Source organism: Prevotella sp. khp7, assembly GCF_900109055.1.
In the GTDB taxonomy this organism is placed as follows: domain Bacteria; phylum Bacteroidota; class Bacteroidia; order Bacteroidales; family Bacteroidaceae; genus Prevotella.
The window spans coordinates 15,804-38,602 of the sequence record NZ_FOIV01000004.1; the positions used below are offsets into that span (position 1 = coordinate 15,804).

21 protein-coding genes are annotated in these 22,799 nt (G+C 53.2%); 7 read left to right on the forward strand and 14 right to left on the reverse strand.

Annotated elements, in window-relative coordinates:
• The first annotated feature begins 74 nt into the window (after window positions 1-74).
• The 4 genes from BMX82_RS10455 to BMX82_RS10470 all read left to right on the forward strand — a co-directional run bounded on the left by BMX82_RS10455 (window position 75) and on the right by BMX82_RS10470 (window position 3,792).
• A complete protein-coding gene (locus BMX82_RS10455; RefSeq protein ID WP_036909490.1) occupies window positions 75-1,091 on the forward strand; it encodes a branched-chain amino acid aminotransferase in 1,017 nt (338 codons plus the stop codon).
• A 7-nt stretch (window positions 1,092-1,098) separates the two neighbouring features.
• Window positions 1,099-1,623 carry a DUF805 domain-containing protein gene (locus tag BMX82_RS10460; RefSeq protein ID WP_091768666.1) on the forward strand — a complete coding sequence of 175 codons (525 nt, stop codon included), beginning with the start codon at window positions 1,099-1,101 and terminating at the stop codon, window positions 1,621-1,623.
• Between the two features lie 180 nt (window positions 1,624-1,803).
• Window positions 1,804-2,574: a tRNA (guanosine(46)-N7)-methyltransferase TrmB gene (trmB, locus tag BMX82_RS10465; protein ID WP_091768669.1), complete on the forward strand. Its 771-nt coding sequence runs from the start codon at window positions 1,804-1,806 to the stop codon at window positions 2,572-2,574.
• A gap of 99 nt (window positions 2,575-2,673) precedes the next feature.
• Window positions 2,674-3,792, forward strand: coding sequence for an Mrp/NBP35 family ATP-binding protein (locus BMX82_RS10470; protein ID WP_036909495.1), 1,119 nt, complete (start codon window positions 2,674-2,676; stop codon window positions 3,790-3,792).
• Between the two features lie 164 nt (window positions 3,793-3,956).
• On the opposite strand, the gene BMX82_RS10475 is transcribed toward BMX82_RS10470, so the two are convergent.
• The 6 genes from BMX82_RS10475 to BMX82_RS10500 are packed head-to-tail and all read right to left on the reverse strand — an operon-like array spanning window position 3,957 to window position 11,139.
• Window positions 3,957-5,306: an alanine/glycine:cation symporter family protein gene (locus BMX82_RS10475; RefSeq protein ID WP_091768672.1), complete on the reverse strand. Its 1,350-nt coding sequence runs from the start codon at window positions 5,304-5,306 to the stop codon at window positions 3,957-3,959.
• A gap of 12 nt (window positions 5,307-5,318) precedes the next feature.
• The gene (locus BMX82_RS10480; RefSeq protein WP_091768674.1) at window positions 5,319-6,584 is read right to left on the reverse strand and encodes an ABC transporter permease; all 1,266 of its coding nucleotides are present in this window, start codon (window positions 6,582-6,584) and stop codon (window positions 5,319-5,321) included.
• Window positions 6,568-7,737 (reverse strand): ABC transporter permease, encoded by a 1,170-nt coding sequence (locus BMX82_RS10485; protein ID WP_255396598.1) that lies wholly within the window; start codon window positions 7,735-7,737, stop codon window positions 6,568-6,570. Before BMX82_RS10485 ends, BMX82_RS10480 begins: the two co-directional genes overlap by 17 nt.
• 4 nt (window positions 7,738-7,741) lie before the next feature.
• Window positions 7,742-8,728 (reverse strand): HlyD family secretion protein, encoded by a 987-nt coding sequence (locus BMX82_RS10490; RefSeq protein WP_091768680.1) that lies wholly within the window; start codon window positions 8,726-8,728, stop codon window positions 7,742-7,744.
• 39 nt (window positions 8,729-8,767) lie between these two features.
• Entirely contained in the window at window positions 8,768-10,261 is a 1,494-nt protein-coding gene (locus BMX82_RS10495) for a TolC family protein (RefSeq protein WP_410524415.1), read from the reverse strand.
• 5 nt (window positions 10,262-10,266) lie between these two features.
• Window positions 10,267-11,139, reverse strand: coding sequence for a hypothetical protein (locus BMX82_RS10500; RefSeq protein ID WP_036909502.1), 873 nt, complete (start codon window positions 11,137-11,139; stop codon window positions 10,267-10,269).
• Between the two features lie 121 nt (window positions 11,140-11,260).
• Here BMX82_RS10500 and BMX82_RS10505 point away from each other — a divergent pair, with 121 nt between their 5' ends.
• The 3 genes from BMX82_RS10505 to BMX82_RS10515 are packed head-to-tail and all read left to right on the forward strand — an operon-like array spanning window position 11,261 to window position 14,182.
• Window positions 11,261-11,479: a DUF4492 domain-containing protein gene (locus BMX82_RS10505; RefSeq protein ID WP_091768683.1), complete on the forward strand. Its 219-nt coding sequence runs from the start codon at window positions 11,261-11,263 to the stop codon at window positions 11,477-11,479.
• Between the two features lie 22 nt (window positions 11,480-11,501).
• The gene (locus BMX82_RS10510; RefSeq protein ID WP_091768686.1) at window positions 11,502-13,037 is read left to right on the forward strand and encodes a cytochrome ubiquinol oxidase subunit I; all 1,536 of its coding nucleotides are present in this window, start codon (window positions 11,502-11,504) and stop codon (window positions 13,035-13,037) included.
• Window positions 13,034-14,182, forward strand: a complete 1,149-nt coding sequence (locus BMX82_RS10515; protein WP_036909505.1) for a cytochrome d ubiquinol oxidase subunit II — start codon at window positions 13,034-13,036, stop codon at window positions 14,180-14,182. The genes BMX82_RS10510 and BMX82_RS10515 overlap by 4 nt, the downstream gene beginning before the upstream one ends.
• Window positions 14,183-14,224: 42 nt before the next feature.
• Here the strand turns inward: BMX82_RS10515 and BMX82_RS10520 are convergent, their stop codons facing one another.
• From BMX82_RS10520 to BMX82_RS10555, 8 genes are all read right to left on the reverse strand, one after another.
• Window positions 14,225-14,764, reverse strand: a complete 540-nt coding sequence (locus tag BMX82_RS10520; protein ID WP_081910984.1) for a peroxiredoxin family protein — start codon at window positions 14,762-14,764, stop codon at window positions 14,225-14,227.
• Window positions 14,765-14,796: 32 nt separating this feature from the next.
• Entirely contained in the window at window positions 14,797-17,439 is a 2,643-nt protein-coding gene (locus tag BMX82_RS10525; RefSeq protein WP_091768689.1) for a DUF5686 and carboxypeptidase-like regulatory domain-containing protein, read from the reverse strand.
• Window positions 17,432-18,124 carry an HAD family hydrolase gene (locus BMX82_RS10530; RefSeq protein ID WP_091768690.1) on the reverse strand — a complete coding sequence of 231 codons (693 nt, stop codon included), beginning with the start codon at window positions 18,122-18,124 and terminating at the stop codon, window positions 17,432-17,434. Before BMX82_RS10530 ends, BMX82_RS10525 begins: the two co-directional genes overlap by 8 nt.
• Window positions 18,121-19,056, reverse strand: coding sequence for a CDP-alcohol phosphatidyltransferase family protein (locus tag BMX82_RS10535; RefSeq protein WP_091768692.1), 936 nt, complete (start codon window positions 19,054-19,056; stop codon window positions 18,121-18,123). Before BMX82_RS10535 ends, BMX82_RS10530 begins: the two co-directional genes overlap by 4 nt.
• A 22-nt stretch (window positions 19,057-19,078) precedes the next feature.
• A complete protein-coding gene (locus BMX82_RS10540) occupies window positions 19,079-19,861 on the reverse strand; it encodes a hypothetical protein (RefSeq protein ID WP_091768695.1) in 783 nt (260 codons plus the stop codon).
• Window positions 19,858-20,577: a nucleotidyltransferase family protein gene (locus tag BMX82_RS10545; RefSeq protein WP_091768698.1), complete on the reverse strand. Its 720-nt coding sequence runs from the start codon at window positions 20,575-20,577 to the stop codon at window positions 19,858-19,860. The genes BMX82_RS10540 and BMX82_RS10545 overlap by 4 nt, the downstream gene beginning before the upstream one ends.
• Window positions 20,578-20,657: 80 nt before the next feature.
• Window positions 20,658-21,437 (reverse strand): head GIN domain-containing protein, encoded by a 780-nt coding sequence (locus BMX82_RS10550; RefSeq protein WP_177172083.1) that lies wholly within the window; start codon window positions 21,435-21,437, stop codon window positions 20,658-20,660.
• A gap of 91 nt (window positions 21,438-21,528) precedes the next feature.
• Window positions 21,529-22,776 (reverse strand): sensor histidine kinase, encoded by a 1,248-nt coding sequence (locus BMX82_RS10555; protein ID WP_091768703.1) that lies wholly within the window; start codon window positions 22,774-22,776, stop codon window positions 21,529-21,531.
• Between the last annotated feature and the right edge of the window lie 23 nt (window positions 22,777-22,799).

A 22,799-nucleotide genomic window follows, 5' to 3' on the forward strand; every position in this document is an offset into this window, starting at 1 on the left:
GGAAAAAGTTGTTAATTTAACATGAAAATGTGTACTTTTGCAGAGAATTTGAAACTTATAAAAAGATTGTTACAATGAAAAATTTAGATTGGGCTAGTCTGTCGTTTGGTTATATGAAGACCGACTACAACGTACGTTGCTACTATCGCGACGGCAAATGGGGCGAAATCGAAGTATGCTCCGACGAGTATCTGAAGCTGCACATGGCCGCTACCTGTCTGCACTATGGTCAGGAGGCTTTCGAAGGTCTGAAGGCCTATCGCTGCCCCGATGGTAAGGTCCGTGTGTTCCGCGTTGAGGAGAATGCCGCCCGCCTTCAGTCAACATGCCGTGGTATCATGATGCCCGAAGTATCTACCGAACTGTTCACTGAGATGGTGAAGAAGGTTGTTCGTTTGAACCAGGAGTGGATTCCCACATACGAGAGCGGAGCCACACTCTATATCCGTCCATTACTGATTGGTACCAGTGCCCAGGTAGGTGTTCATCCTGCTAAGGAGTACTGCTTCCTGATTTTCGTTACTCCCGTTGGCCCATACTTCAAGGGTGGATTCTCAAGCAATCCTTACGTCATTGTTCGCGACTACGACCGCAGTGCACCTCTTGGCACTGGTAAATATAAGGTAGGTGGCAACTATGCCGCTTCTCTCTTTGCCAACAATCTGGCTCACGAGAAGGGCTATGCCTGTGAGTTTTACCTTGATGCCAAGGAGAAGAAGTACATCGACGAGTGTGGTGCCGCCAACTTCTTTGGTATTAAGAACAACACTTACGTAACACCGGAATCAACCTCTATCCTGCCCTCTATCACCAACAAGTCATTGATGCAGGTGGCTGAGGATTTGGGCATGAAGGTAGAGCGCCGTCCAATTCCAGAAGAAGAACTCGAGACCTTCGAGGAAGCAGGTGCTTGCGGAACAGCAGCTGTTATTTCACCTATTTCATATATCGACGACCTCGACACAGGCAAGCGCTACTCTTTCGGCGACAAGCCAGGTCCCCAGTCAAAGAAACTCTTCGACACCCTTCGTGGTATTCAGTATGGTGAGATTGAAGACAAACATGGTTGGACAACCGTAGTCATTGAATAATCGTCGTATGAGAGCATTACCTCAACTTGACTTCATAGAGGCTATCAAACTGGCCTCAAGTCGTATTCTGGATTTCAAGGGTCGCAGCCGCCGCTCTGAGTTTTGGTGGTGGATGCTTGTTGTCATTGTCGTTGGATGGATTATCTCCATGTTTGCCAACAATCTGCTGGCGAACGCCGTTCTATCCATCATCTGCATGTTCTTTGGCCTTTCAGCCACTGCCCGCAGACTGCAAGACTCAGGCAAGAGTGCCCTTTGGGTTTACATCAGTTATGCCATGGGCTGTGCGTTCCAGTTGCTTTTTTCTACATCGGCAGCTATGAACGAACTGATAGAGGAAGCCAGTTACGGTGCGCTCAGTCAGCATGCCGTAGAGAAAATCATGATGAACAGTTTTGGTGAGATTGCAGGCATAGGTTTCATGTCTATTATCCACAGCATTTTTGCACTCATCGTGATTATCATGTGTCTGTTCGACAGTACGCCAGGCCCCAACAAGTATGGCGACTCACCCAAATACGTTATCGAATAACAGAAATCAAGCCTCGCTTCCAGCGGGGCTTTTTTGTTGACAAATATTTGCGTATATCAAAAGAAAAACGTACCCTTGAGCTGACGCTCGAAGTTAGGCTGCATTTCGGAAATACAAAAAAAAACGGTTTTATTTGGTATTTCACTCGATTTGCACTAACTTTGCAGCACAATTTTAATTATGGGAAAAGGTAAGTTAGCTAAATTTGCGGACATGGAAACGTATGAAAACGTATTCCAATATCCGTATTCAGTAATAGAGAATGTGCCCTTCGAGATGAAAGGTCACTGGCATGAGCAATATTTCAAGAACAACAACCCTATCGTGCTCGAGCTCGGGTGTGGAAAGGGAGAATATACCGTGGAACTCGCTAAACTCTATCCCGATGTCAACTTCATTGGCGTCGACATCAAGGGAGCCCGCATGTGGACTGGAGCCACCCAGGCTCTCAACGAAGGACTGAAAAACGTGGCCTTCCTTCGCACCAACATCGAGATTATCGAACGTTTCTTCGCGCAAGATGAGGTAAATGAGATTTGGCTCACCTTCAGCGATCCTCAGATGAAGAACCCCCGCAAACGCCTCACATCTACCTATTTCATGGAGCGCTATCGCAAATTCCTGGTCGACGGTGGTCTTATTCACTTGAAGACCGATTCCAACTTCCTCTTCACCTACACCACCTATATGGTAGACGGCAACCGACTGCCCGTCGTTTTCCGCACAGAAGACCTCTACCATGATGAGCGTATCGACGAAGGCACGAAGAAGATACTCTCCATCCAGACCTATTATGAATCAATGTGGATAGCTCGCGGTCTGAACATCAAATACCAGAAATGGCAGCTACCACGCACAGGTGAGCTCAAAGAGCCCGATGTAGAAATAGAACTCGACGACTACCGTTCCTACCATCGCTCTAAGCGCAGTAGCCTCGAAAAAGCGAAATAAAAGGGTAAGAAGGAAAAAAAGGTAAATAAGATAGAAGGTAAGAATGAACACGCTTCAGCGCTTTTACAAAGCGTAGCGACTAAAAGAAAAAGGTAAGAAATGACGTTATATCCCCAATTGATTATGGATGCCCTGGCAACGGTGACGTATGCCGGCACTAAGAAGAACCTTGTAGAAAGCGGCATGGTGGCCGATACCCCTGCTGTATCAGCGCCCCAGCAAGAGGGCCAGCCATGGAAAGTAAAGGTTGTGCTCGAGTTTCCTCGCGACACCGATCCATTCCTGAAGTCTACCGTTAAGGCTGCCGAGGCAGCTATTAAATACCACTGCGGCAAAGATGTCGAGGTCACCATCGAGACTGAGTTCAAGACCGCTCCACGCCCTGAGGTCGGACAGATGCTGCCTGGCGTGAAGAATATCATTGCCGTCAGTTCTGGAAAGGGAGGCGTTGGAAAAAGCACAGTCTCCGCCAACCTTGCCATCGCCCTGGCACGCCTCGGCTATAAGGTCGGTCTGCTCGATACCGATATCTTCGGCCCTTCCATGCCAAAGATGTTCAATGTAGAAGACGAGCGTCCCTACGCCATCAAGAAAGACGGTCGCGACCTCATCGTGCCAGTCGAGAAATACGGTGTCAAGCTCTTGAGTATCGGCTTTTTCGTCTCACCCACCACAGCCACCCTTTGGCGTGGCGGCATGGCAACAAGCGCTTTGAAGCAACTCATTGCCGATGCTGACTGGGGCGAGCTCGACTACTTCATCCTCGACACACCTCCAGGCACTAGCGACATTCACCTGACACTCCTTCAGACGCTCCCCATCACAGGAGCCGTCATCGTCAGCACCCCACAGCAGGTAGCCCTGGCCGATGCTCGCAAGGGTATCGATATGTATCGTAACGACAAGGTGAATGTACCCATCCTCGGTCTCATCGAGAACATGGCATGGTTCACCCCTGCCGAACTTCCAGAGAACCGTTACTACATCTTCGGTAAGGAAGGGTGCAAGCAACTGGCTGAAGAGATGCAAGTACCCCTGCTGGCCCAGATACCATTGGTTCAGAGCATCTGCGACAATGGCGATGCAGGAACTCCTGCCGCTCTCAACAACGACAGCGCCACAGGTCTGGCTTTCATCAATCTGGCTCAGGCTGTTGTCACTGTTGTGAACCGTCGCAACAAAGAACAGCCCAAGACCAAGATTGTCGGCAAGGACTAAGCACACACATTTCGAGAACGACACATTAGTTTCCGCACCCACAGATATGGTGGACACGTCAGGTATCGCTGTTTTCTCGGTTAGAAAAGGGTGGTTTCTTACTGAGAAAACAGTGTTTTCCTTAGGAGAAAACAGCGTTTTCCAACGGAGAAAAGAACAGAAAACTACATTTCCTCGTCAAGTCGGTGACGCCAGAGGTACTTACGGGTCTCGTGGACGAGGATGCCATTGAGGCAGAGTAGCGACACAAGGTTAGGAATGGCCATGAGGGCGTTCATACAGTCGGCGAGGTTCCACACCACGGCGAGGTTCATGACACTGCCTGCAAAGACTGCCAGCATATAAAGCACACGGAACGCGATGACCCAGCGCTTGCCCTTCAGATACTCCACAGCCCTTTCGCCATAGTAGCACCAGCCCAGGATGGTTGAGAAGGCAAAGGTGAGCAGACCGAACGTGAGCAGAGGCGTTCCCACCACAGGAATCTTAGAGAAGGCGGCCTTGGTGAGGGTAGCGCCGTTTGCGAATGAGATGTCAGGATAGGCAATGACGCTGCTGACGATAACCAGTCCTGTCAGAGCGCAGATGACCACGGTGTCCCAGAAGGTACCACTCGACGAGACGAGAGCCTGGCGCACAGGGTTGCGCGTCTGAGCGGCTGCTGCCACGATGGGAGCAGAACCCATACCACTCTCGTTGGAGAAGAGTCCACGGGCAATACCAAAACGGGCGGCCATCATGACCGTAGAGCCGATGAAGCCGCCACCAGCGGCCTCAGGACTGAAAGCTGCGCGACAGATGAGCTGCAGGGCAGGCCACAGATATTCTGCATTCACGAAGAGGATATACACACAGCCCAGGATATAGAGAAAGGCCATGACAGGCACCAGCATGCCGCACACACGGGCGATGCTCTTCACGCCGCCAAGAATCACAGCCCCCGTCATCAGACAGACGAACACACCCGTGATATAGGGCGATATGCCATACGACTCATGAGCCACGGTGGCGATGGCGTTAGCCTGAACGGTATTACCGATGCCAAACGAGGCAATGGCAGTAAATAGGGCGAAAAGCACCGCGAGCCACTTCCACCCCAAGCCACGCTCCAAGGCATACATGGGTCCGCCAAGCATCTTGCCTTTTGGAGTCTTGACACGATATTTGATGGCGAGCAGGCCCTCGGCATATTTCGTTGAGATGCCAAACACGCCCGTGAGCCAGCACCACAGCACGGCGCCAGGTCCTCCAAGGGCAATGGCAGTAGCCACACCCACGATGTTACCCGTTCCGATGGTGGCAGCAAGGGCTGTGGCCAGCGAGCCAAACTGCGACACGTCTCCAGTGGCGTCAGGGTCTTTCTTGACCGACAGGCGGATGGCCTTGAAGATATAACGCTGTGGGAAACGCAGGCGGATGGTGAGAAACAGGTGCGTACCCAACAGGAGGATGATCATCGGCCATCCCCATAGCAGGCCACTGAGTTCAGTCAGGAATTCGTTGAGCCAGTACATATCGTATTTTGTTTAATGTTTGATTATCGTCTCCTTCAACTGTTTGCGCACAGCCTTCTTACGTCGCAGATACTCCAGGCGCTCCTTGGCATGCTGATTTGAGAGGCGCAGCTGATGGCCATACACCAGACAGGCTGCTCCCATATAGGCAGCCACCTGAATCCAGAGATAGCGCAGCTCAGGAGCCACGTCGCCCAGCGTACCGCCCATCGTGTTCATTCGCACGAAAGCCCTGACGCCATAGGTACTCGGAAAGAGCCACGACACACCCTGCCAATAGCCTGGGATGTTGGACTGCGGCCACGAGATGCCACTGAGGAACAGTAGCGGCAGTGATACGAACACCACAATCAGCATGACGTTCTCACGATAGCGCACCAAGCACGAGACGGTCATACCGAAGAACACGCAGGCCAAGACGTAGGGTGTCATCATGGCAAGCATATTCTGCCACGAGGCCAGTTGTGGGAAGTGGAACAGCCGAGGCACAACCAGTGTGAGGAAAGCGCCCATCACAGCATAGACCATGAGATAGGCCAGTGCCTTGCCACTGACAATGCGCCCCACCCCGCTATAACAGGGATGGATGGGTACGAGATCGCCATAACGGTTGCGCTCACGAGCCGTACCAGCAGCCAGTCCGATACCCAGCACCAGTGTCTGCTGCAGGATAAGTATCAGCACAGCAGGCAGAATAGACGATCCATAGCCTGCGCTGGGGTTGAAGATAGGCACATCTTCAAAATCGAGCGGACGCGTGGTAATCATATCCTCACGAGCGGTATAGTTGCCCGACACCTGTTTCTGTATCTCTGCGCCCATCTGCTGACTCACCATCATGGCGGTCTGGTAGATGGCTTTATAGGTGAGCATCAGCGCCATGTCGCAGTACACACTGACGGTGCCCTGCTCCATGCGATTCAGTTTTGTTGCGAAGTCCTCAGGTATGAGATAGATACCCTTCACCACCTGACGGCTCACAAGCGACTGGGCATCGTCGAGATCCTCGGCATAATAAGTCACATGCACATCGGGCGAGGCATCGCACATACGGATGAACTGGCGCGAGAGCTGGGAGTGCGACTGGTCGACCACCGCCACAGGCACCTCGTGGATTACCTCATTATTATATATCCACGAGTAGAGCAGCGGATATATCAAGGGTACGATGATAAAGAATATGAGCACGCCCTCGTCGCGGAACACCTGCTTCATCTCCTGACGCCATACATAGGCGACATCGTTCAGCCACTTCAGTATGTTAGGGAATGTAGACATAGGTGAGCATTGCATTTTTAATCTTACTGATGACAAACCACGGCATGAGGATGAAAGCCACCAGTCCCACAAGGTGGAACCACGCGTCGATAAACGGATAGCCATTGAACACCGTAATCTGATAGAGCATATAGTAATGACGCAGGGGGAAGAGCCACGTCAGCGCCTGTATCGGCGTGTCCATACCCATCACAGGGAAAGCCGAGCCTGCCAGTGAGAAGCTGAGCACAGCCCACAGCGAGCAGATACTCATCGACATGCGCAGCGACGGCATCAGTCCGAAGGCGAAGATACCAAAGCCTATCGAGGCAAACACCTCGAGCAGCGCCAACAGTACGATGCGCCACCAGCCTCCCACATGGGGGAAGTGGAGGATATCGTAGATATAGAACTCATAGAAGAATATCAGCACCAGAAACACCAGTGCCTGAGGCAGGAACTTGCCCGACAGGGCTACCACGATGTTATTGTCGGCCTTCTGAAGCCACTCCTTACCGCGGTCGAACTTCAGCTCCATACCCAGCGAATAGGCTGATATGAGAAACATGAAGAGCATCATGACACCTGGCACGAACACCGTCGAGAGGTACATATTGTAGTTGGTCCACGGGTTGGCAATCTGGTGCAGGTCGATGCGGATGGGCTGCAGGAAGGTCTGTATCTGACTCTGTGTATAACCTTTGGCACGCATCGTGGCCTGGCCGACAGCCGCAGAGCCGAGCGTAGAGATGGTCTTCAGGTCTTTCATCAGCAGTGTTCCCGACATCACTGATGCCATGTTGTAATAATAGGATATCTTAGGCTGCCGCGAAGACAACAGGTCGTCGGTCGTTCCCTTGGGGATATACAGAAAGGCGTATATCTCGTTTTCCTGAACAGCCTTGCGCGCCTCGGCCACACTGGGATAATGCGCCACCACCTGCGAGCTCTGAAAGGCGTCAAGGCGTCGGATAATGCCGCGCGTGGTACTTGTATTGTCGAGATCTACCACTCCTACTGGCATGTCCTGAGGCAGTCCCTCCCCCATCAGCGAGGTGAAGAACACCAGCGCCAGCAGCGGGAACACGACCATACAGAAGCCGTAAATAGTATTCTTGCGAAGAATCCTACATTCACGCTTTGCTATCAGCCATATTTGCGATAGATACTTCAATTTGTTACTTTTTAATAATCAACGACATGCCTGGGCGCAGACCATCGAGCTTATCAACAGGACGAGCCTTCACCTCGAAGGTCTTCAGGTCGTACTGTCCGTTGGCCTTCGTAGCCTTCCATACGGCATACGAACCCTGATCCTTCAGATAGTACACCTTCATCCTGATTTCCTTGTTGAAGGCAGGCACGAACACCGTAAACTCAGACCCCACCTTCAAGTCGCCAAGCTGATCCTCACGCACGTTGAAGGTTCCCCACATGTCGTCCATCACAGCAATCGACATGATAGGCGAACCAGTGCCGATAAGCTCGCCAACCTTGGGATAGACGTCGCTCACCTCGCCCTCTTTTGGGGCAGTCTGAACAGTCTCGTGGATATAGCTGTTCACCTCTTGTACGGCACCCTTGGCACGCCCCACCTGGGCAGCAGCGGCCATTTTGTCTTCCTTGCGAGCACCGTTCACAGCCATGTCGTACTGACTCTGAGCAGCCTTCATCTGAGCCTCCATAGCCTTATAGTTTGCAAAGGCTTCATCGCGCTTCTGGGCACTCATCACCCCTTCGTCGTAGAGGCGTTGCACACGGTTGTACGACTTCTCTGCAATCTCGTAGCCGGCCTTAGCCTGCTGCAACACGTTATAGGCACCACGTATCTGCTCCTCGCGGGCACCGTTTCTGGCTTTCAGCTCCAAGGCAGCGGCAGCGCTCTCTGCGCTCTGCGCCTGCTCCATCTTGGCTCTCACCTCAGGAGCATCGAGAATGGCAAGGGTATCACCAGCCTTCACGTAGTCGCCCTCACTCACACGGAGTTCCAAAATACGTCCTGGCACCTTACTCGACACACGATACTCAGACACTTCCACTTGTCCTTGAATCACGTCTGGCTCACGATCGAGGGCAAGGAATCCGATCAGGGCTACGATAATGACTACTGCCACGAATCCTGCGATGGCCAGTAGAATGTTATTGTGTTGACTTTTTGCTGACATATCTTTATTTTACTTTTTTACCTTTAATATTTTCCGCCTTTATTCAAGCGTTCCCAAAGCCTTCTGCAGGTCAACCTGCGAGAGCTTGACATCAATCTCTGCGTCGATTTTCTGCGACTGGGCCTGTAGCCATGCCGTCTGTGCCTCCATCACGGTGGCTGGCGTGATGACGCCCTCCTTGAATCCGAGGTTGGCCATGCGCAGATTCTCATCGGCACGCTGGATATTCGCCTGTGCCATGGTGAGTTTCTTGTTGGCCTCAGCCACCTTGAAGGTTGTCTGGTTCACCTGCAGTTCAATCAGTTCCTTAGCCTCAGCCAGTTCGAGGTTGGCAATCGAGGTGGCCCCCTTTGAGGCACGTACCTTATACATCACGTCGCCCCAGTTCCAGATGGGCACGCGAATCATCACGCCCACGTTCCACAAACCAGCGAATCTCTTCTCGAAACCGTTAAACACATTAGGATTGCTCACGGCATAACCACCCGTAAGAGCCACCTGAGGCAGATTGCCTGCTTTCAGCACGTTGGTGGTCTGCTTCGAGATGTCGACACTGTTCTGGAGCATCTTCAGCTCAGGACGGTTCTCCACGGCAGCCTCTACGTCGAGCTGTGGCGTCAGTTCCACCACGGCAATGTTCTCTGCCTGCTCGTCGGCCAGCGCCACCTGCTCGTCGAGGGGCAGTCCACAGAGCTGACAGAGCAGCATACGCGACAGTACCAGTCCGTCGCTGACCTTGGTGAGCGTCATCTCAGCCTCGTTCACTTTCACGTCGACTGTCAAGCCGTCACTTCTCGTAGCCACGCCCTCGTCAATCATCTTATGAACATCGGCGTCGAGTTTCTTTACCAGGTCGAGATAGCCCTCGGCCAGTTTCTTCTTATGATAGAGCGATACCACCTGCCAGTAGGCCTGATCAATCTTGTAAAGGGTAGCCTGGCGACGGGCCTCCATTGAGTGCCCCGCCATCTCCTCAGCGATGTCGGCCATCTTGTTCATGGCGATGATGCTGCCTCCCATGAAGATGGGCTGTGTCAGCGTCACAGAGCCGATAAACATGTTACGCGTGTCTGTATGGAAAGCATCTACAATCTTCTGTCCTTCGGCATTGAGCATCTGTTCCATCATCGGTCCAAGTTGTCCCATGATGGCAGCCATCTTCGGGTCTTGTGCCAACAGCGGAGCCATGCCCTGAGTCAGTCCACCTGCAAACGAGGTGCCCAACTGTCCCAGTTCGCCCTGCATCACATCACTCAGCAGCGATATCTCCTTGCTGGTGTACTCATAGGCGCCCAAGGCACTCACATGAGGCAGGTATTTCGTGCGTGCCGCCTTTCGGGTGTTGGCAGCCACGTCCTGCTTCAGTTTCGAGATGCCCAACTGCTTGTTGTTCCGCAAGGCCATCTGCCTACAGCTGTCGAGTGAGAGCACCCGCTGGGCACTTGCGGTGAAAGGTAAAAAGGCAAAAAGGCAAAAAGGCAGAAACCCTTTCACCCCACTTCTTACCGTCTTCAGTCCTTTCCTGTTCATCATCCTCTTTACTTAAAGTTAAAGGTCCTCGACCCTATCATGTTCCCGTCAGCGAAGATGCTTACGCGGTAGTCGCCAGCCTCCAGCATCTGGGTCATGTTCCAGTATACAGTCACAGGTGTTTCCTCACCCGTATATTCTATCACCTTCTTAGCAGAGCACTCCAGGTTGCGGTTCTCATAGGCGAAGGTGCCACCTCCAGTGAGCACGTTACCGCCAGGATTCTGTATGCGCACATAGATAGTACGGTTACCATTCGATGCTGTGACATTCTTCGTGATGGCGAAGTTCACCTTCATCTGCTTACAGTCCTTCAGTTTCTTGGCCACCTTACCATGCTTGTCAATCATCTGCATCACAATGTTGGTGGCGTCGAGCTGGGCGGCAATGGCCACCTTCTCCGAGAGCGACGCCTTCTCACTGCTCAGTCCGGCCACCTGCTGGTTCTTCTCGGCCAGCTCGGCCTTCACGGTAGTGTTCTCCTGCTTCAGACTCTCGTTCAGACGGTTCAGCGAGTCAATCTGCATCACGTAGTCGCGCAGCACGGCTCTCACCGTGGCCAGTTCCTTCTTCAGACGGGCTATCTCGCGCGCGTCGGAAGCCTTCACCTGCTTCAGTTCCTCCAGCAGCTGCTGGGTTCTCATCTGCTCCTGCGTGAGCTGCTCTATGATCGAGTCGTTATTAATCTGCGTCTTCATCTCGCTATACTGCAAGGCAAAGCGCTCATACTCGTTTTCCATCTCCTTCTTGTCAAGCTCAGCCAGCTCCTGCATGTCCTGGTTCACCTGTTTCTGCTCCTGCAGACTCATGAACAACCACGCCACACCAGCTACCAGCGCCAGCATCACCACAACAATCGGAATCAATATCTTCTTATTCATATACCTAATCAATCATGTTAACGGGTGCAAAGATATGTCATTTCGGTGAAAAAACAAAAGAAAAAGTTTGGAAGTTAAGAATAAATAACGTATATTTGCAACGACAATATTACCACACCCTATGAACAAGAAAGGATTCCTCTATCGCGCGTTCGACCTTTATTATGACGGATTTCGCCATATGAGTCTCGGACGAACCCTCTGGGCTGTCATCCTTATCAAATTGTTCATAATCTTCGCTATACTGAAAGTGTTCTTTTTTTCTGATTTCCTAAAACAGAAAGCTCCCGACAATGAAGCAGGCTATGTGGCCACAGAACTCATCGACAGAGCACAATAATCAATTAAACAATACAATATTTATGTTCAATCATCTACTTTTAGACATTGATGCCAGTACCATCGACTGGTCGAGAGCACAGTTCGCCCTCACAGCCATCTACCACTGGCTCTTCGTGCCCCTCACGCTGGGTCTGGCGGTCATCATGGGCATCATGGAAACCTGTTACTATCGCACAAAAGACGAATTCTGGAAACAGACAGCCAAGTTCTGGCAGAAGCTGTTCGGCATCAACTTTGCCATGGGTGTGGCCACAGGCATCATCCTCGAGTTCGAGTTCGGCACCAACTGGAGCAACTACTCCTGGTTCGTGGGCGACATCTTCGGCGCTCCTTTGGCAGTCGAGGGCATCGTGGCCTTCTTCATGGAGTCGACCTTCGTAGCTGTCATGTACTTCGGCTGGAAGAAAGTATCGCCAGGCTTCCACCTCGCCTCCACCTGGCTTACAGGCTTGGGCGCCACCATCTCAGCCTGGTGGATACTCGTTGCCAACGCCTGGATGCAGTATCCCGTGGGCTGCGAGTTCAACCCAGACACCATGCGCAACGAGATGGTCAGTTTTGCCGAGGTAGCGCTCTCGCCCTTCGCAGTAAGCAAGTTCTGCCACACCGTCACCTCAGCCTGGATTATCGGCGCCGTGTTCTGTGTGGGTGTCTGCTGCTGGTATCTCCTTAAGAAGCGCGAGACCAAGATGGCCCTCGAGAGCATGAAGATAGGCGCCGCCGTGGGTCTGGCAGCCGCACTGCTGACAGGTGTCACAGGTCATAAGTCTGGCATGGACGTGGCCGAGGTACAGCCCATGAAGCTCGCGGCCATGGAGGCCCTCTACGACGGAGGCACAGAACAAGGTCTGAAGATTGTCGAGGGCATCGAGATTCCCTATGGTCTGTCAATCATGGCCACCAACGATCCCCATGGCTTCGTGCCAGGCATCAACGACATTCTCAACGGCTACACCACGGCCAACGGCAAGACAGAGCTCTCTGTCGACGAGAAGATAGATCGAGGCAAGAAAGCCATCGCCGCCCTGTCAGCCTACCGTGCCGCCAAGTTCGCCTCGAGCGACGACGGCTCCATTGCCGCCGCCCAGCTCAAGGTGCTGAAAGAGAACATGCCCTATTTCGGCTATGGCTATATCAAAGACAAGAACGCCGTGGTGCCCCCTGTTGCCATCAACTTCTGGGCGTTCCGCGTCATGGTGGGCATGGGGTGCCTGTTCATCCTCTTCTTCGCCGTAGTGCTGGCAGGCGCCTACCAGTTCCCTAAGGCCCTGTGGAAGAAGCGCGACATCACCGCCCTGCCAGCCTGGCACTACTGGGTGGCCATCGCCCTCATCCCGCTGGCCTATATCGCCTCAGAGAGCGGATGGCTCGTAGCCGAGTTCGGACGCCAGCCCTGGACCATTCAGGACATGCTGCCCACATGGGCATCCGTCTCCGACATCCAGTCGTCGAGCGTCATCATCACCTTCTTCCTCTTCCTCATTCTCTTCACCACGATGCTTGCCGTCGAGATCAACATCATGCTTCATCAAATCAAAAAAGGACCTCAGCTATGACATACACATTCTTACAGCATTATTGGTGTTTCGTCGTCTCCCTGCTAGGTGCCATACTGGTATTCCTGTTGTTCGTCCAGGGCGCCAACTCCGTAGCCCGTAGTCTCGGCTATACAGAAGAGGGTCGCCGACTGGTCTACAACTCCACAGGCCGTAAGTGGGAGTTTACCTTCACCACGCTCGTCACCTTCGGAGGAGCCTTCTTCGCCTCCTTCCCCCTGTTCTACTCCACCTCGTTCGGAGGTGCCTACTGGCTCTGGATGCTCATCCTCTTCACCTTTGTGCTTCAGGCCGTGAGCTACGAGTTCCAGAACAAGTTGGGTAACATCCTCGGCCCTCGCACGTTCCAGTTCTTCCTCACCCTCAACGGCATTCTCGGCCCACTGCTCTTAGGTGGCGCCGTGGCCACCTTCTTCGAGGGCAGCAACTTCATCGTAGAGAAGAACAACCTCATCGACGCTGGCGCCATCACCCCCATCATCTCGCGATGGGCCAACGCCTCCCATGGCCTCGACGCCCTGCTCAATCCCTGGGTTCTTGTCTTCGGCTTCGCCGTGGTGTTCCTCGCCCGTGTGCTGGGCATTCTCTACGTCATGAACAACGTCGACGACGAAGACATCCGCTCGCGTGGCAGCATGCGCCTCATCGGCGCTGCCGTGCCCTTCCTGGTGCTTTTCGTGGCCTATCTGGTCCACCTGCTGCTCAAAGACGGCTTTGCCTACAACGACGAAGGCATCATCTACATGGAGCCCAACAAATATCTTACCAACCTGCTTGAGATGTGGTATCTGCTCGTCGTGCTGCTGACAGGTATCGTCCTAGTGCTCTACGGCATTCTCAGAACCATCTCCTCCAAGAGCTATTTCGGTGGCATCTGGCCTGCAGGCATCGGCACCGTGCTCACCGTTCTTGCCCTGCTGCTCTGCAGTGCGTGGAACCACACGGCATACTACCCCTCAACGGCCGACCTCCAGTCGTCGCTCACCCTTGAGAACTCCTGCTCCAGCGAGTTCACGCTCACCACCATGTTCTACGTCTCGCTGCTCGTGCCCTTCGTGCTGGCCTACATCGTCCATGCCTGGCACGCCATCGACAAGAAGAAACTCACCAAAGACGAGCTCCAAGGCGACGACCACGCCTACTGATAAAAAAGATCCCCCGCTTCATCAGCGAGGGATTCTTTTTTGTTATTTCAGCAGTTCATCGAGGAAGGTGTAGAACTCAGGATCCTCTCCTACAATCGTCTTCACCAGCTTACCCTCTGGCGATATAATCACCTTCGTGGGGAAGCCCTCGATACCATACATCTCTCCCAATTTAGGCAGCTGTTCGTCGCTGCAACGCACCTGCAGCCAGGGCAGTTCGTGCTCCTCAACGGCAGCCTTCCACTTCTCCTCACTGTCTCGGCAGTCCACGCCCAGAATCTCCAGCTTATCCTTGTGCTTAGCATACGCCGTCTTCATATTGGGAATGCCGCGGATACACCAGATACACCACGAGCCCCAGAAGTCGAGCACCACATACTTACCTCTCAGCGACGAGAGTTTCAGTGCATTACCCTGCAAATCGGGCAGCTCAAAGTCTGGCGCCATGTCTGCATCCGTTGTCATTTCCTCCTGAGCCACCTCAGTAGTAGCCACCTCATTGGCCTTTGGTTTCTGCGTACAGGCTGCCACCAGCGACACCGTCACCGAAAGCAGTACAATCGTCAAAATACTTTTTTTCATAATTCGTTTATTTTAGTTTATATTTTATTGTCTTAGAACGTCATGCGGACCATGAATCGGACGCCGTGTTTGTGGGCGGTGGGCAACTCGTTGTAGTTGAGGCGGCGCACATACTCGACGTGGATGAGCTTGAAGATATTGTGGACACCCAGCGAGAGCTCCATATAGGGACGCTTGGGGTCGATGACGTAGGAGCCTTCAGGGAAGTACATGAGCAGGGGTGAGCCTGCGTTCTGAGCGAGGAAGGGATTGTTCTTGTCGCTGAGCTCGCCCCACAGCACTCGGAAACCTATCCACTCACGCCACTTGAGCTTGCGGATGAGGGGGATGCGGTTGAGTATCTTACCATTCAGGTCCCAGTTGAGCTGGGCTGAGAGGAAGCGGTCGGTGGGGAACTCCATGTTGTTGATGGCCTCGAAGGTATAGTCCTGCACGATGTAGGAGAGGTTGGTCTCTGGCATGATGAGCAGCGGATAGGGCACTTTCTCCCACTCGATACCGCCTTTGATGAGCCAGTCCATCTTACCCCACGACTTGAGCCAGAAGCGCTTGTAGATAGAGGCCTCGGTATAGTTGTAGCTGTAGTCGCCGCCCAGCACGCCCTTGATGCCGAGGGTGTGGCTGACGGTGAACACTGGGGCGTCGAGGTTGATGGGCAGTCGGCGCTGCTTGGTGTTGATGAAGGTCTCACCAGGGGCGAAACGCAGCTCGGCACGCAACTCGGTGGTGCGGATCTTACGGGAGGCCACAGGGGTATAGTTGGCTGTCACGAAGGTGTTACCCTGGAACATAGGCGCCACGGGATGGCTCCAGTTGGTCCAGAGGCTATGGTTGGCACTCTCGCTCAGTGGGATAAAGTAGAGATTGCCAGCAGCCTCGTTCTCCTCGGCCTTCACGCTGAGACGGGTACGGAAGCCCCAGTCTTCCTCGCGTTCGAAGGTGAGCGACTGGCGGTTGTAGAACTGCATCTTGTCGACCTTCGACCACTTAAAGGCGGTGAAGACATTATCCTTATCGGTGCGCATGAACTTATCGGACGGCGACTCAATGTCGTAGCTCGACGAGAAGGTGAGCGTGCGCGTAGGGAACTCGCGAGGCAGATACTCCTTCTTGTTGAACGACCAGATGACGTCGCCCTTGTAGTAGTTCTTCCTGGAGTCCCAGCCGCGGGCGATGTAGCCACGGAAGAAGAGGTTGGAGTCGAGGTTGGCCGTGGTCTGGGCTGACAGACGGGTACGGATGCCGTCGATGAAGTTCTTGGTGATCATGGTGTTGACAGGACCGATGTCGACCTTCGAGGGATGTTTCTTGGTGCCTGTCTCGACGAAGTTCTCGACAAAGGCCTTGACGCCGAAGACAATGTACTTGAAGCCCTTGATGTTCTCAAGGTTGGAGATAAAGTCGCCCATCTGGCTCTCGCTCCTGGTGAGCTCTACCTGACGGTACTGGTTCCAGAAGTCGTCGCCACGCATCATGGCATTGACATCCTTCACCTCTTTCTTTTTGCCCTTGAAGAGCTGGCGCGGCAGTTCGTCGAAGGCATAGTCGGTGATACGGGTATTACGGATGACGGCCAGCTTCTGGAGGAAGGAGGCGAGTTTAATCTCAGTAAACATGTCGTCGACAGCCAGCACCCAGTCGCCATCGGGCAACCGGCGGAACTCCTGCACCACCTGCATGTTCTCGACGAAGTTGACGTCGCTCTTCTTGGGGATGGTCATCTCGCAGCGCTTCACCTGCCACGACGAGTCGGCCAGGATGTAGAGGTCGCCACGGAAGCCGAAGTCCTGCTGGTTGTTGGGCAGGAAATGAAGATGGAAACACTTGTCGCCCTGCACCATGAGGGTATCCTGGATATAATAGCGGTAGAAGGAAATGGCGTCCTTGCCGATGGGCGACGTGAAAGGATACTGCAGCATGCGTATCTGGTCATCGTAGATGTTAACATCGGTGAACACGTCCTTGATGACGGTGTTGAGGATATCGCCCGTCTGGATGATGTCGTTGATGCCCGTCTGGTTCATGCCCTTAATGATGACTTTCTCGTCGTGTGGCTTCCTGCGGTAGACTTTCTGTGACACGGTCTCGTCGACACTGATGGGCAGGATGAGTTTGTTGTTATAGGGACAGGGCTCTATCTGGTCAATGAGCCACTGCTTCTTCTTGTACTTGGGCGAGTCGAGCATCTCCGGGCTGAAGTCGTTGAGCGCGAGGGTAATCTTCTGATACTTGTTGTACTGGTAGAAGTCGCGGTTGTCGAGATCAGTCCTCTTCTTGGCGGCCACTACCTTCTTCATCATCTCGACGGCTGGGTTGTTCTTACGGCTATAGCGCCCACGCTTCGACTTGATGGTGACTTCCTTCAGCAGGGTATTGTCGGGCTTCAGACTGACCTTGAACATGCTCTTCACGTTGGCATTGACTACCACCGTCTGCGACACGTAACCCACGGCCGTGAAAGTGAGCGTCCACCCGTTATGACGGGCGATGGAGAAATTGCCCTCGATATCGCTGGCCACGCCGATGCCATGACCCTTGTACTGTGCACTGGCAAAAGGTAGAGGCTCGCCTGTCTGGGCATCGAATATCTGGCCCGACACAAAGTGCTGGGCAAAGGTCGTTATAGGTAAAAAGGTTAAAAGGCTGAGTAGTAACAGGAATACTTTTTTACTCATTTATTAACGCTTTTAAATTTGTGATTATCTGTTCTGGAACTGATTCATCGACGGGGTCGCTGGTCCAGCCCTCGCCCTTGAACCATACCGTATGGCAGCCTGCCTCGCGGGCAGGGATGATGTCCTTATCGATGCTGTCGCCTACCACTACCACCTCGTCTGGATGGAGGCGGAGGGCCTCGACGCCCAGCATGAAGATGCGTGGATCGGGCTTACGAACACCTACCACGGCCGACTCGATGATCTTGCCGAAGATGCCTTCAAGGCCGAACTCTCGCAGCACCGTGGCGATGTTGCCATAGAAGTTGCTCACCAGCACCAAGGGGTACTGCTCTTTCAGACGGAGCAACACCTCGCGGCTGCGTGCCGTCTCGGCACAGGTCTGCTCGTAGAGGTCGTCGACCACATGGAGCAGTGCGCTCTGCACGTCGAACCTGGCATGGTGCTGACGCAGGTAGTCCATCTGCAGCTCGACCTTCTTCTCGAGCGTCTGGCGGAAGGTGAAGTCGGGCTGTATGATGGGGTTCTTGCCCAGCGTGCGCTCACCATGGATGTAAGCCTCACGAAACAGCTCCCAGCCGACGGGAACCTGCTGGCGCTCGTAGGCATGCCAGATGACCTTGCCCCAGTGCTGTCCGCCCGTGTCGAGCGTGCCGCCATAATCGAATATATATCCTTTTATCATGCTTTATCCTTATATTGTTTTGTATTTAGCGCAGCACAAAGTTTCTCGTGCTTACGATGCATATACACATACATGGCCTGCAGCACAGTGAGCTCTACGAGGGGATAGACCCACGGACAGCCCAGCAGACATGTGACGTAGATGGTGATGGCTCGCGAGTTGAACGTGAGCAGGTTGGTGTACTTCATCAGGGGGCGACTGCCTGCGAGCAACTGCTGGCGCACGTCCTCGGTCTGCAGGGCGGCGTCGCTCTTCCAACGGGCAAAGAACTGCTGGAACTGGGGTGTGCGCTGCTCCTGGCTCTTGCAGTAGTTGGCATAGTTGTAATAGAACAGACGCGAGAGCACCTCGCCCTTAGGCAGATTCTCGTAGATCTGGCGCTGCTGACGGTAGTTGTCGAGTTCGCTACCCTCCTTGCCCAACAGGAAGAAGAGGTGAATCTGGCGATAGTAGTCGGCCAGTGAGCTCTGCTTGGAGTGGAAGCCGAAGCCTGCCAGCGCACAGAGCACGAAGCCCCAGATGCCCCACTCGATGTTGGTGAAGGGGATGTGCTGATGCCACAAACGGGCCACGATGCCTATGTAGATGGCGAAGAACCACACGTCGCCTGAGAAGCCGTCGAGCATTCGGCCGATGAGGGTCTTCTTGCCTGTGAGACGCGCCATCTGACCATCGGTCGAGTCGCAGAAGTTGGCAAACATGAGCAGCAGCACGCCACAGACGTTCGACCACAAATCGGTATAATGGAACATCCATCCTGCACCCAGGCCCAGGAAAATGGACACGATGGTGATGACGTTGGGGTGGATGTCAAACTTATTCCACAACAAAGCGAAAGCCAAGCCTATGGGACGTGTAAAGTGGACGTCGAGCCACTCCTCAGTGTCCTCTGACTTAAAAGATAATCTCAATAATTCCTTAAATGTTGCCATATATCTATAAAAAATCGAATTTCTAAATCAAATCTGCGATGGCGTCGGCAGCCTCGTCGCGACAGCGCGAGAAACTGGGCCAGTCGTTGAAGTCGATGATGCACCACGAGCCGTCGGCACGCACGATGGCGTCGCCGCCATATACCTTAATGCCAACTGCCTCGGCCAACTGCTCCACGCACTGCTGAAGCCTGGCCTCACTGAAGGCGTAGTGACGGGCCTCGCCATTGCGCGCCTCGTCGGAAAACTTGAACTGACCGTCGTCTGTGGGGTAATAATAGCGGAAGAAGCCTGTGCTCTGAACGCCATAGAACTTCACCAGGTCGCCCACCACATGGGCACTCACCACATACTGACTGATGCCACGCTGCTGCATCTTCTCTTTCTCCTGTTCCAAGGCCTCACGGTTGGGGGCGAACACCACGTCGCCCTGACTCTGGGCAGCCTGGTCGCCACGTTTCAGCCAATAGCCGTCGCTTCCTTCCTTAGGGGGCATAGGGGTGCCTATGCGCGCCATAAGAGCTTCGAGCTGACAGCGGCCACAATGCTCGATACCCTCAGGACGGTTGACTATCTGTACGCCCTCGAGCGTCTTCAACCAAGACAGCGTCTCAGGCAGTCGACCCATCGTGAAGATGACGTCAGCACTGGGAGCCGACTCTAAGGGGGCCGTCTCGCTCACCAGGCTCACTTCGCAGCCCTTACTGCGCAGCCTCTGAGCCACAGCCTCGAGTATCGCCAGGTCTTTCTCCACAGAATTAGGCGAAAAGACCTCTGCCCGCTGTATCATCAGCACCCTCTTCATCTATCTTCGCCCTTCAAGAAACTTTCGGCTTTCTGGATATCACTGGCATGGTCGATGTCGAGCACCTTGGAGAAGGGCCATGCCTGCAGGCGCAGTCCGTCGGCCACCAACGCACGCTGGAAATTACGCATACGGCTCTCGCCACGCTCGATACACTGAGCCAGTGTAGTGAGCGAACGGGGCGTCAGACCATAGATGCCGCCACTGATATACTTGGGCTGGTCACACTGGTCGAGGAAACCCGTGATGCGCAGCTCTCCATCGGTAGCCACATAGAGTGGTTTCTCGTCGTCGATATAGTCGGTCACACCCATCAGACCGTCAATCTTGTCGCAGAACAGCTGGTGCTGGAAGGTCTCCACATAGGTTGAGAACTCCTCTTCGCGGAAGATAGTATCGACAGTGGTGAGTATAAAAGGTTCATTGCCAAGCCAACGGCTCAGCTCCCACATGCTATGCATGCTGCTGGGCGTAGACTTGACAATGAACTTCAAGGGCACGTCGCCCCGTTTCTGTATTGTCTCCAGATGGGCACTCACCATCTTCATCTGCTCATTACAGATCACCACAATCTCTGTGGCGCCATTAGCCATGAAGATTCTTATAAGACGGTCAATCAACCGTTCTCCACATACCTCTACCAGAGGTTTGGGATTCTGGACTCCCTCCTGAGCCAGTCGCGAGCCCTCGCCCGCGGCTATGATTGCATATTTCATTCTGATTCTCTTGTACGTACACTAAACTGGGGGCAAAGATACGTATTTCCCTCGAAAATCAGAAAACTTTTAAATCTTATTTATTTTTCTATTGATAAATTGTCTATATCTATATCGCCTGAACCGTGCTTTTCCATGTGGAAGCGACTGACACGGCCACTGAGGTTGATGTCGCCTGAACCGTTGAGCTGGCAATCCACTGAACCACAGTCGTTATTGAAGTTCACGTTGATATCGCCTGAACCACGTAAACCGATGTTGGTATCATTCACACGATGCAGGTTGAGGTCGATGTCGCCAGAGCCTACGAGGGTCACTGAGACGTTGCGCGACTCAAGGTTTTTCACATCCAGATCGCCTGAGCCTACCACCTCTACACGGCATCGGTCGCAGACCACATCCTGCACGTCGATGTCGCCAGAGCCACGCAACACGAACTCCATATTGTCCGTGTCAATGAGTTCGCGACTGACGAAGTCGCCAGAGCCATTGAGGCGCACGCTAGTCAAGTCGGGTGATGTGACATATATCGACATATCGGCACCATCGTTGAAACTGACGTTCACCATGCCCATTTTACCACGGTTGCGCACAATAAGGGTACTACCTTCCTTTTCGGTCAGGATCTCGTCGATCACATCCTCAGGCGCCTTCACCACTACAGAGAAACTGTCGGCCTGAGTATAATAGACCGTAGGCGAGCCATTGACCTCGATACGCTCGAAATCTTTCAGATGGCGCGTCTCTGTCACCATATCCTTCTCGCTAAAGGAAAGACTCCTATAACAATTCACACACGACGACATTGCGACGGATAGTCCCACCATAGCGATGCCCAACAGAAAATGATGTTTCTTCATAACGCTTTCGTATTTTTTATTCAACTTCTGCCTATTAGACGCAAAGATAGCCGCAAAAGTTTCATCGTCAGCAAATATTTTTATATCAAATTTATACCAAAGGCAGATCAACCCAGAAAGTAGAGCCATGATCGATGGTCGAGTCGACGCCGATATTACCGCCCAGACTCTCTGCATGCGACTTGGCTACTGACAGTCCGAGACCAGCGCCAGGGATGTAGTCGTCGACCTTGACGAATCGGTCGAAGATACGTTTCTGGTCTTCTGGCGCGATACCCTTACCTGTATCCTCCACCCATATCTTGACATGGTCGCCCTGAGGCAGACTGAAGCCCAAGGTGATGGTACCGCTCTCAGTAAACTTCACCGCATTCTCCATCAGGTTCTCAACCATCTCACGCAGCTTGTCGACATCGGTATTCATGAGCAACTCGTTGTATGGATACTGGGTCACCACTTTCACCGATACGCCATCTACCAGCTGGGCACACTTCCTTGCCACTTCTGTGAGCACAGGCACGATGTCGGTCTGAGCCTTGACCAGACTCTTAGCCTCGGCCTCTACCTTTGACATACTCACAAGACCGTCGATGATCTGCAACAGCTTGTGGTTGTTCATCTGTATCTCTGCTATCAGCTGGTTGCGGTCTTCCTCGTTATCCACCACAGGCAACAGGTCGGCAAAGCCAACGATGGCATTCAGCGGCGTACGTATCTCATGACCCATGTTAGCCAGGAAGGCGGTCTTCAGGCGATCGCTCTCCTCTGCTCTGTTACGGGCATTGATCAGGGCTGTCTCCATCTGCTTCTGGTCGTCGATGCGCATCGAGGCACCCACGATTTTCGTCGGTATGCCATCGGCATCGCGGTCGGCCACCGTGGCGAAGCTCTGCGCCCAGTGGTATTTCGCATTCGGGTTATCCTTTACCTGATACTGTTGGTTGAAGAACATTGAACGCCCCTCAGCCAGATCTTCCAATGCCGACATCACTCGCGAGGCATCGGTAGGCATCAGCACATCCTGCAGCAGGTCGATTGGCGCCTCTGTTCCTGAAGGGAAGGTAGGGCCGTCGCGGAAATCGGCATCATAGGTGATGATGCGGGTACGGGTATCAACGTGCCACGTCGACAGTTTCATGGCCTTCAGCACCAGGTCGTACTCAATATTATATTGCTGAACCCTTGTTAAATCGTCGATTTCCTTACGTATCCTAATGCCATTGCGATATTGTATAATGATACCAGCCACGGCTACCAGCAGCAGCAAGATGAATATGCCCCACAGCAACGGATAAAGATAAGCATCTTTAATCTGGAAGAAAAGTAGCAATCCAAGCATGGTTTCTAAATGGTTTCAAACAT

Bases quoted from the DNA above. Each gene is read 5' to 3' on its own strand.
- BMX82_RS10455 (WP_036909490.1), top strand. From the start codon at position 75: ATGAAAAATTTAGATTGGGCTAGTCTGTCGTTTGGTTATATGAAGACC.
- BMX82_RS10460 (WP_091768666.1), top strand. From the start codon at position 1,099: ATGAGAGCATTACCTCAACTTGACTTCATAGAGGCTATCAAACTGGCC.
- trmB (WP_091768669.1), top strand. From the start codon at position 1,804: ATGGGAAAAGGTAAGTTAGCTAAATTTGCGGACATGGAAACGTATGAA.
- BMX82_RS10470 (WP_036909495.1), top strand. From the start codon at position 2,674: ATGACGTTATATCCCCAATTGATTATGGATGCCCTGGCAACGGTGACG.
- BMX82_RS10475 (WP_091768672.1), bottom strand. From the start codon at position 5,306: ATGTACTGGCTCAACGAATTCCTGACTGAACTCAGTGGCCTGCTATGG.
- BMX82_RS10480 (WP_091768674.1), bottom strand. From the start codon at position 6,584: ATGTCTACATTCCCTAACATACTGAAGTGGCTGAACGATGTCGCCTAT.
- BMX82_RS10490 (WP_091768680.1), bottom strand. From the start codon at position 8,728: ATGTCAGCAAAAAGTCAACACAATAACATTCTACTGGCCATCGCAGGA.
- BMX82_RS10495 (WP_410524415.1), bottom strand. From the start codon at position 10,261: ATGATGAACAGGAAAGGACTGAAGACGGTAAGAAGTGGGGTGAAAGGG.
- BMX82_RS10500 (WP_036909502.1), bottom strand. From the start codon at position 11,139: ATGAATAAGAAGATATTGATTCCGATTGTTGTGGTGATGCTGGCGCTG.
- BMX82_RS10505 (WP_091768683.1), top strand. From the start codon at position 11,261: ATGAACAAGAAAGGATTCCTCTATCGCGCGTTCGACCTTTATTATGAC.
- BMX82_RS10510 (WP_091768686.1), top strand. From the start codon at position 11,502: ATGTTCAATCATCTACTTTTAGACATTGATGCCAGTACCATCGACTGG.
- BMX82_RS10515 (WP_036909505.1), top strand. From the start codon at position 13,034: ATGACATACACATTCTTACAGCATTATTGGTGTTTCGTCGTCTCCCTG.
- BMX82_RS10520 (WP_081910984.1), bottom strand. From the start codon at position 14,764: ATGAAAAAAAGTATTTTGACGATTGTACTGCTTTCGGTGACGGTGTCG.
- BMX82_RS10525 (WP_091768689.1), bottom strand. From the start codon at position 17,439: ATGAGTAAAAAAGTATTCCTGTTACTACTCAGCCTTTTAACCTTTTTA.
- BMX82_RS10530 (WP_091768690.1), bottom strand. From the start codon at position 18,124: ATGATAAAAGGATATATATTCGATTATGGCGGCACGCTCGACACGGGC.
- BMX82_RS10535 (WP_091768692.1), bottom strand. From the start codon at position 19,056: ATGGCAACATTTAAGGAATTATTGAGATTATCTTTTAAGTCAGAGGAC.
- BMX82_RS10540 (WP_091768695.1), bottom strand. From the start codon at position 19,861: ATGAAGAGGGTGCTGATGATACAGCGGGCAGAGGTCTTTTCGCCTAAT.
- BMX82_RS10545 (WP_091768698.1), bottom strand. From the start codon at position 20,577: ATGAAATATGCAATCATAGCCGCGGGCGAGGGCTCGCGACTGGCTCAG.
- BMX82_RS10550 (WP_177172083.1), bottom strand. From the start codon at position 21,437: ATGAAGAAACATCATTTTCTGTTGGGCATCGCTATGGTGGGACTATCC.
- BMX82_RS10555 (WP_091768703.1), bottom strand. From the start codon at position 22,776: ATGCTTGGATTGCTACTTTTCTTCCAGATTAAAGATGCTTATCTTTAT.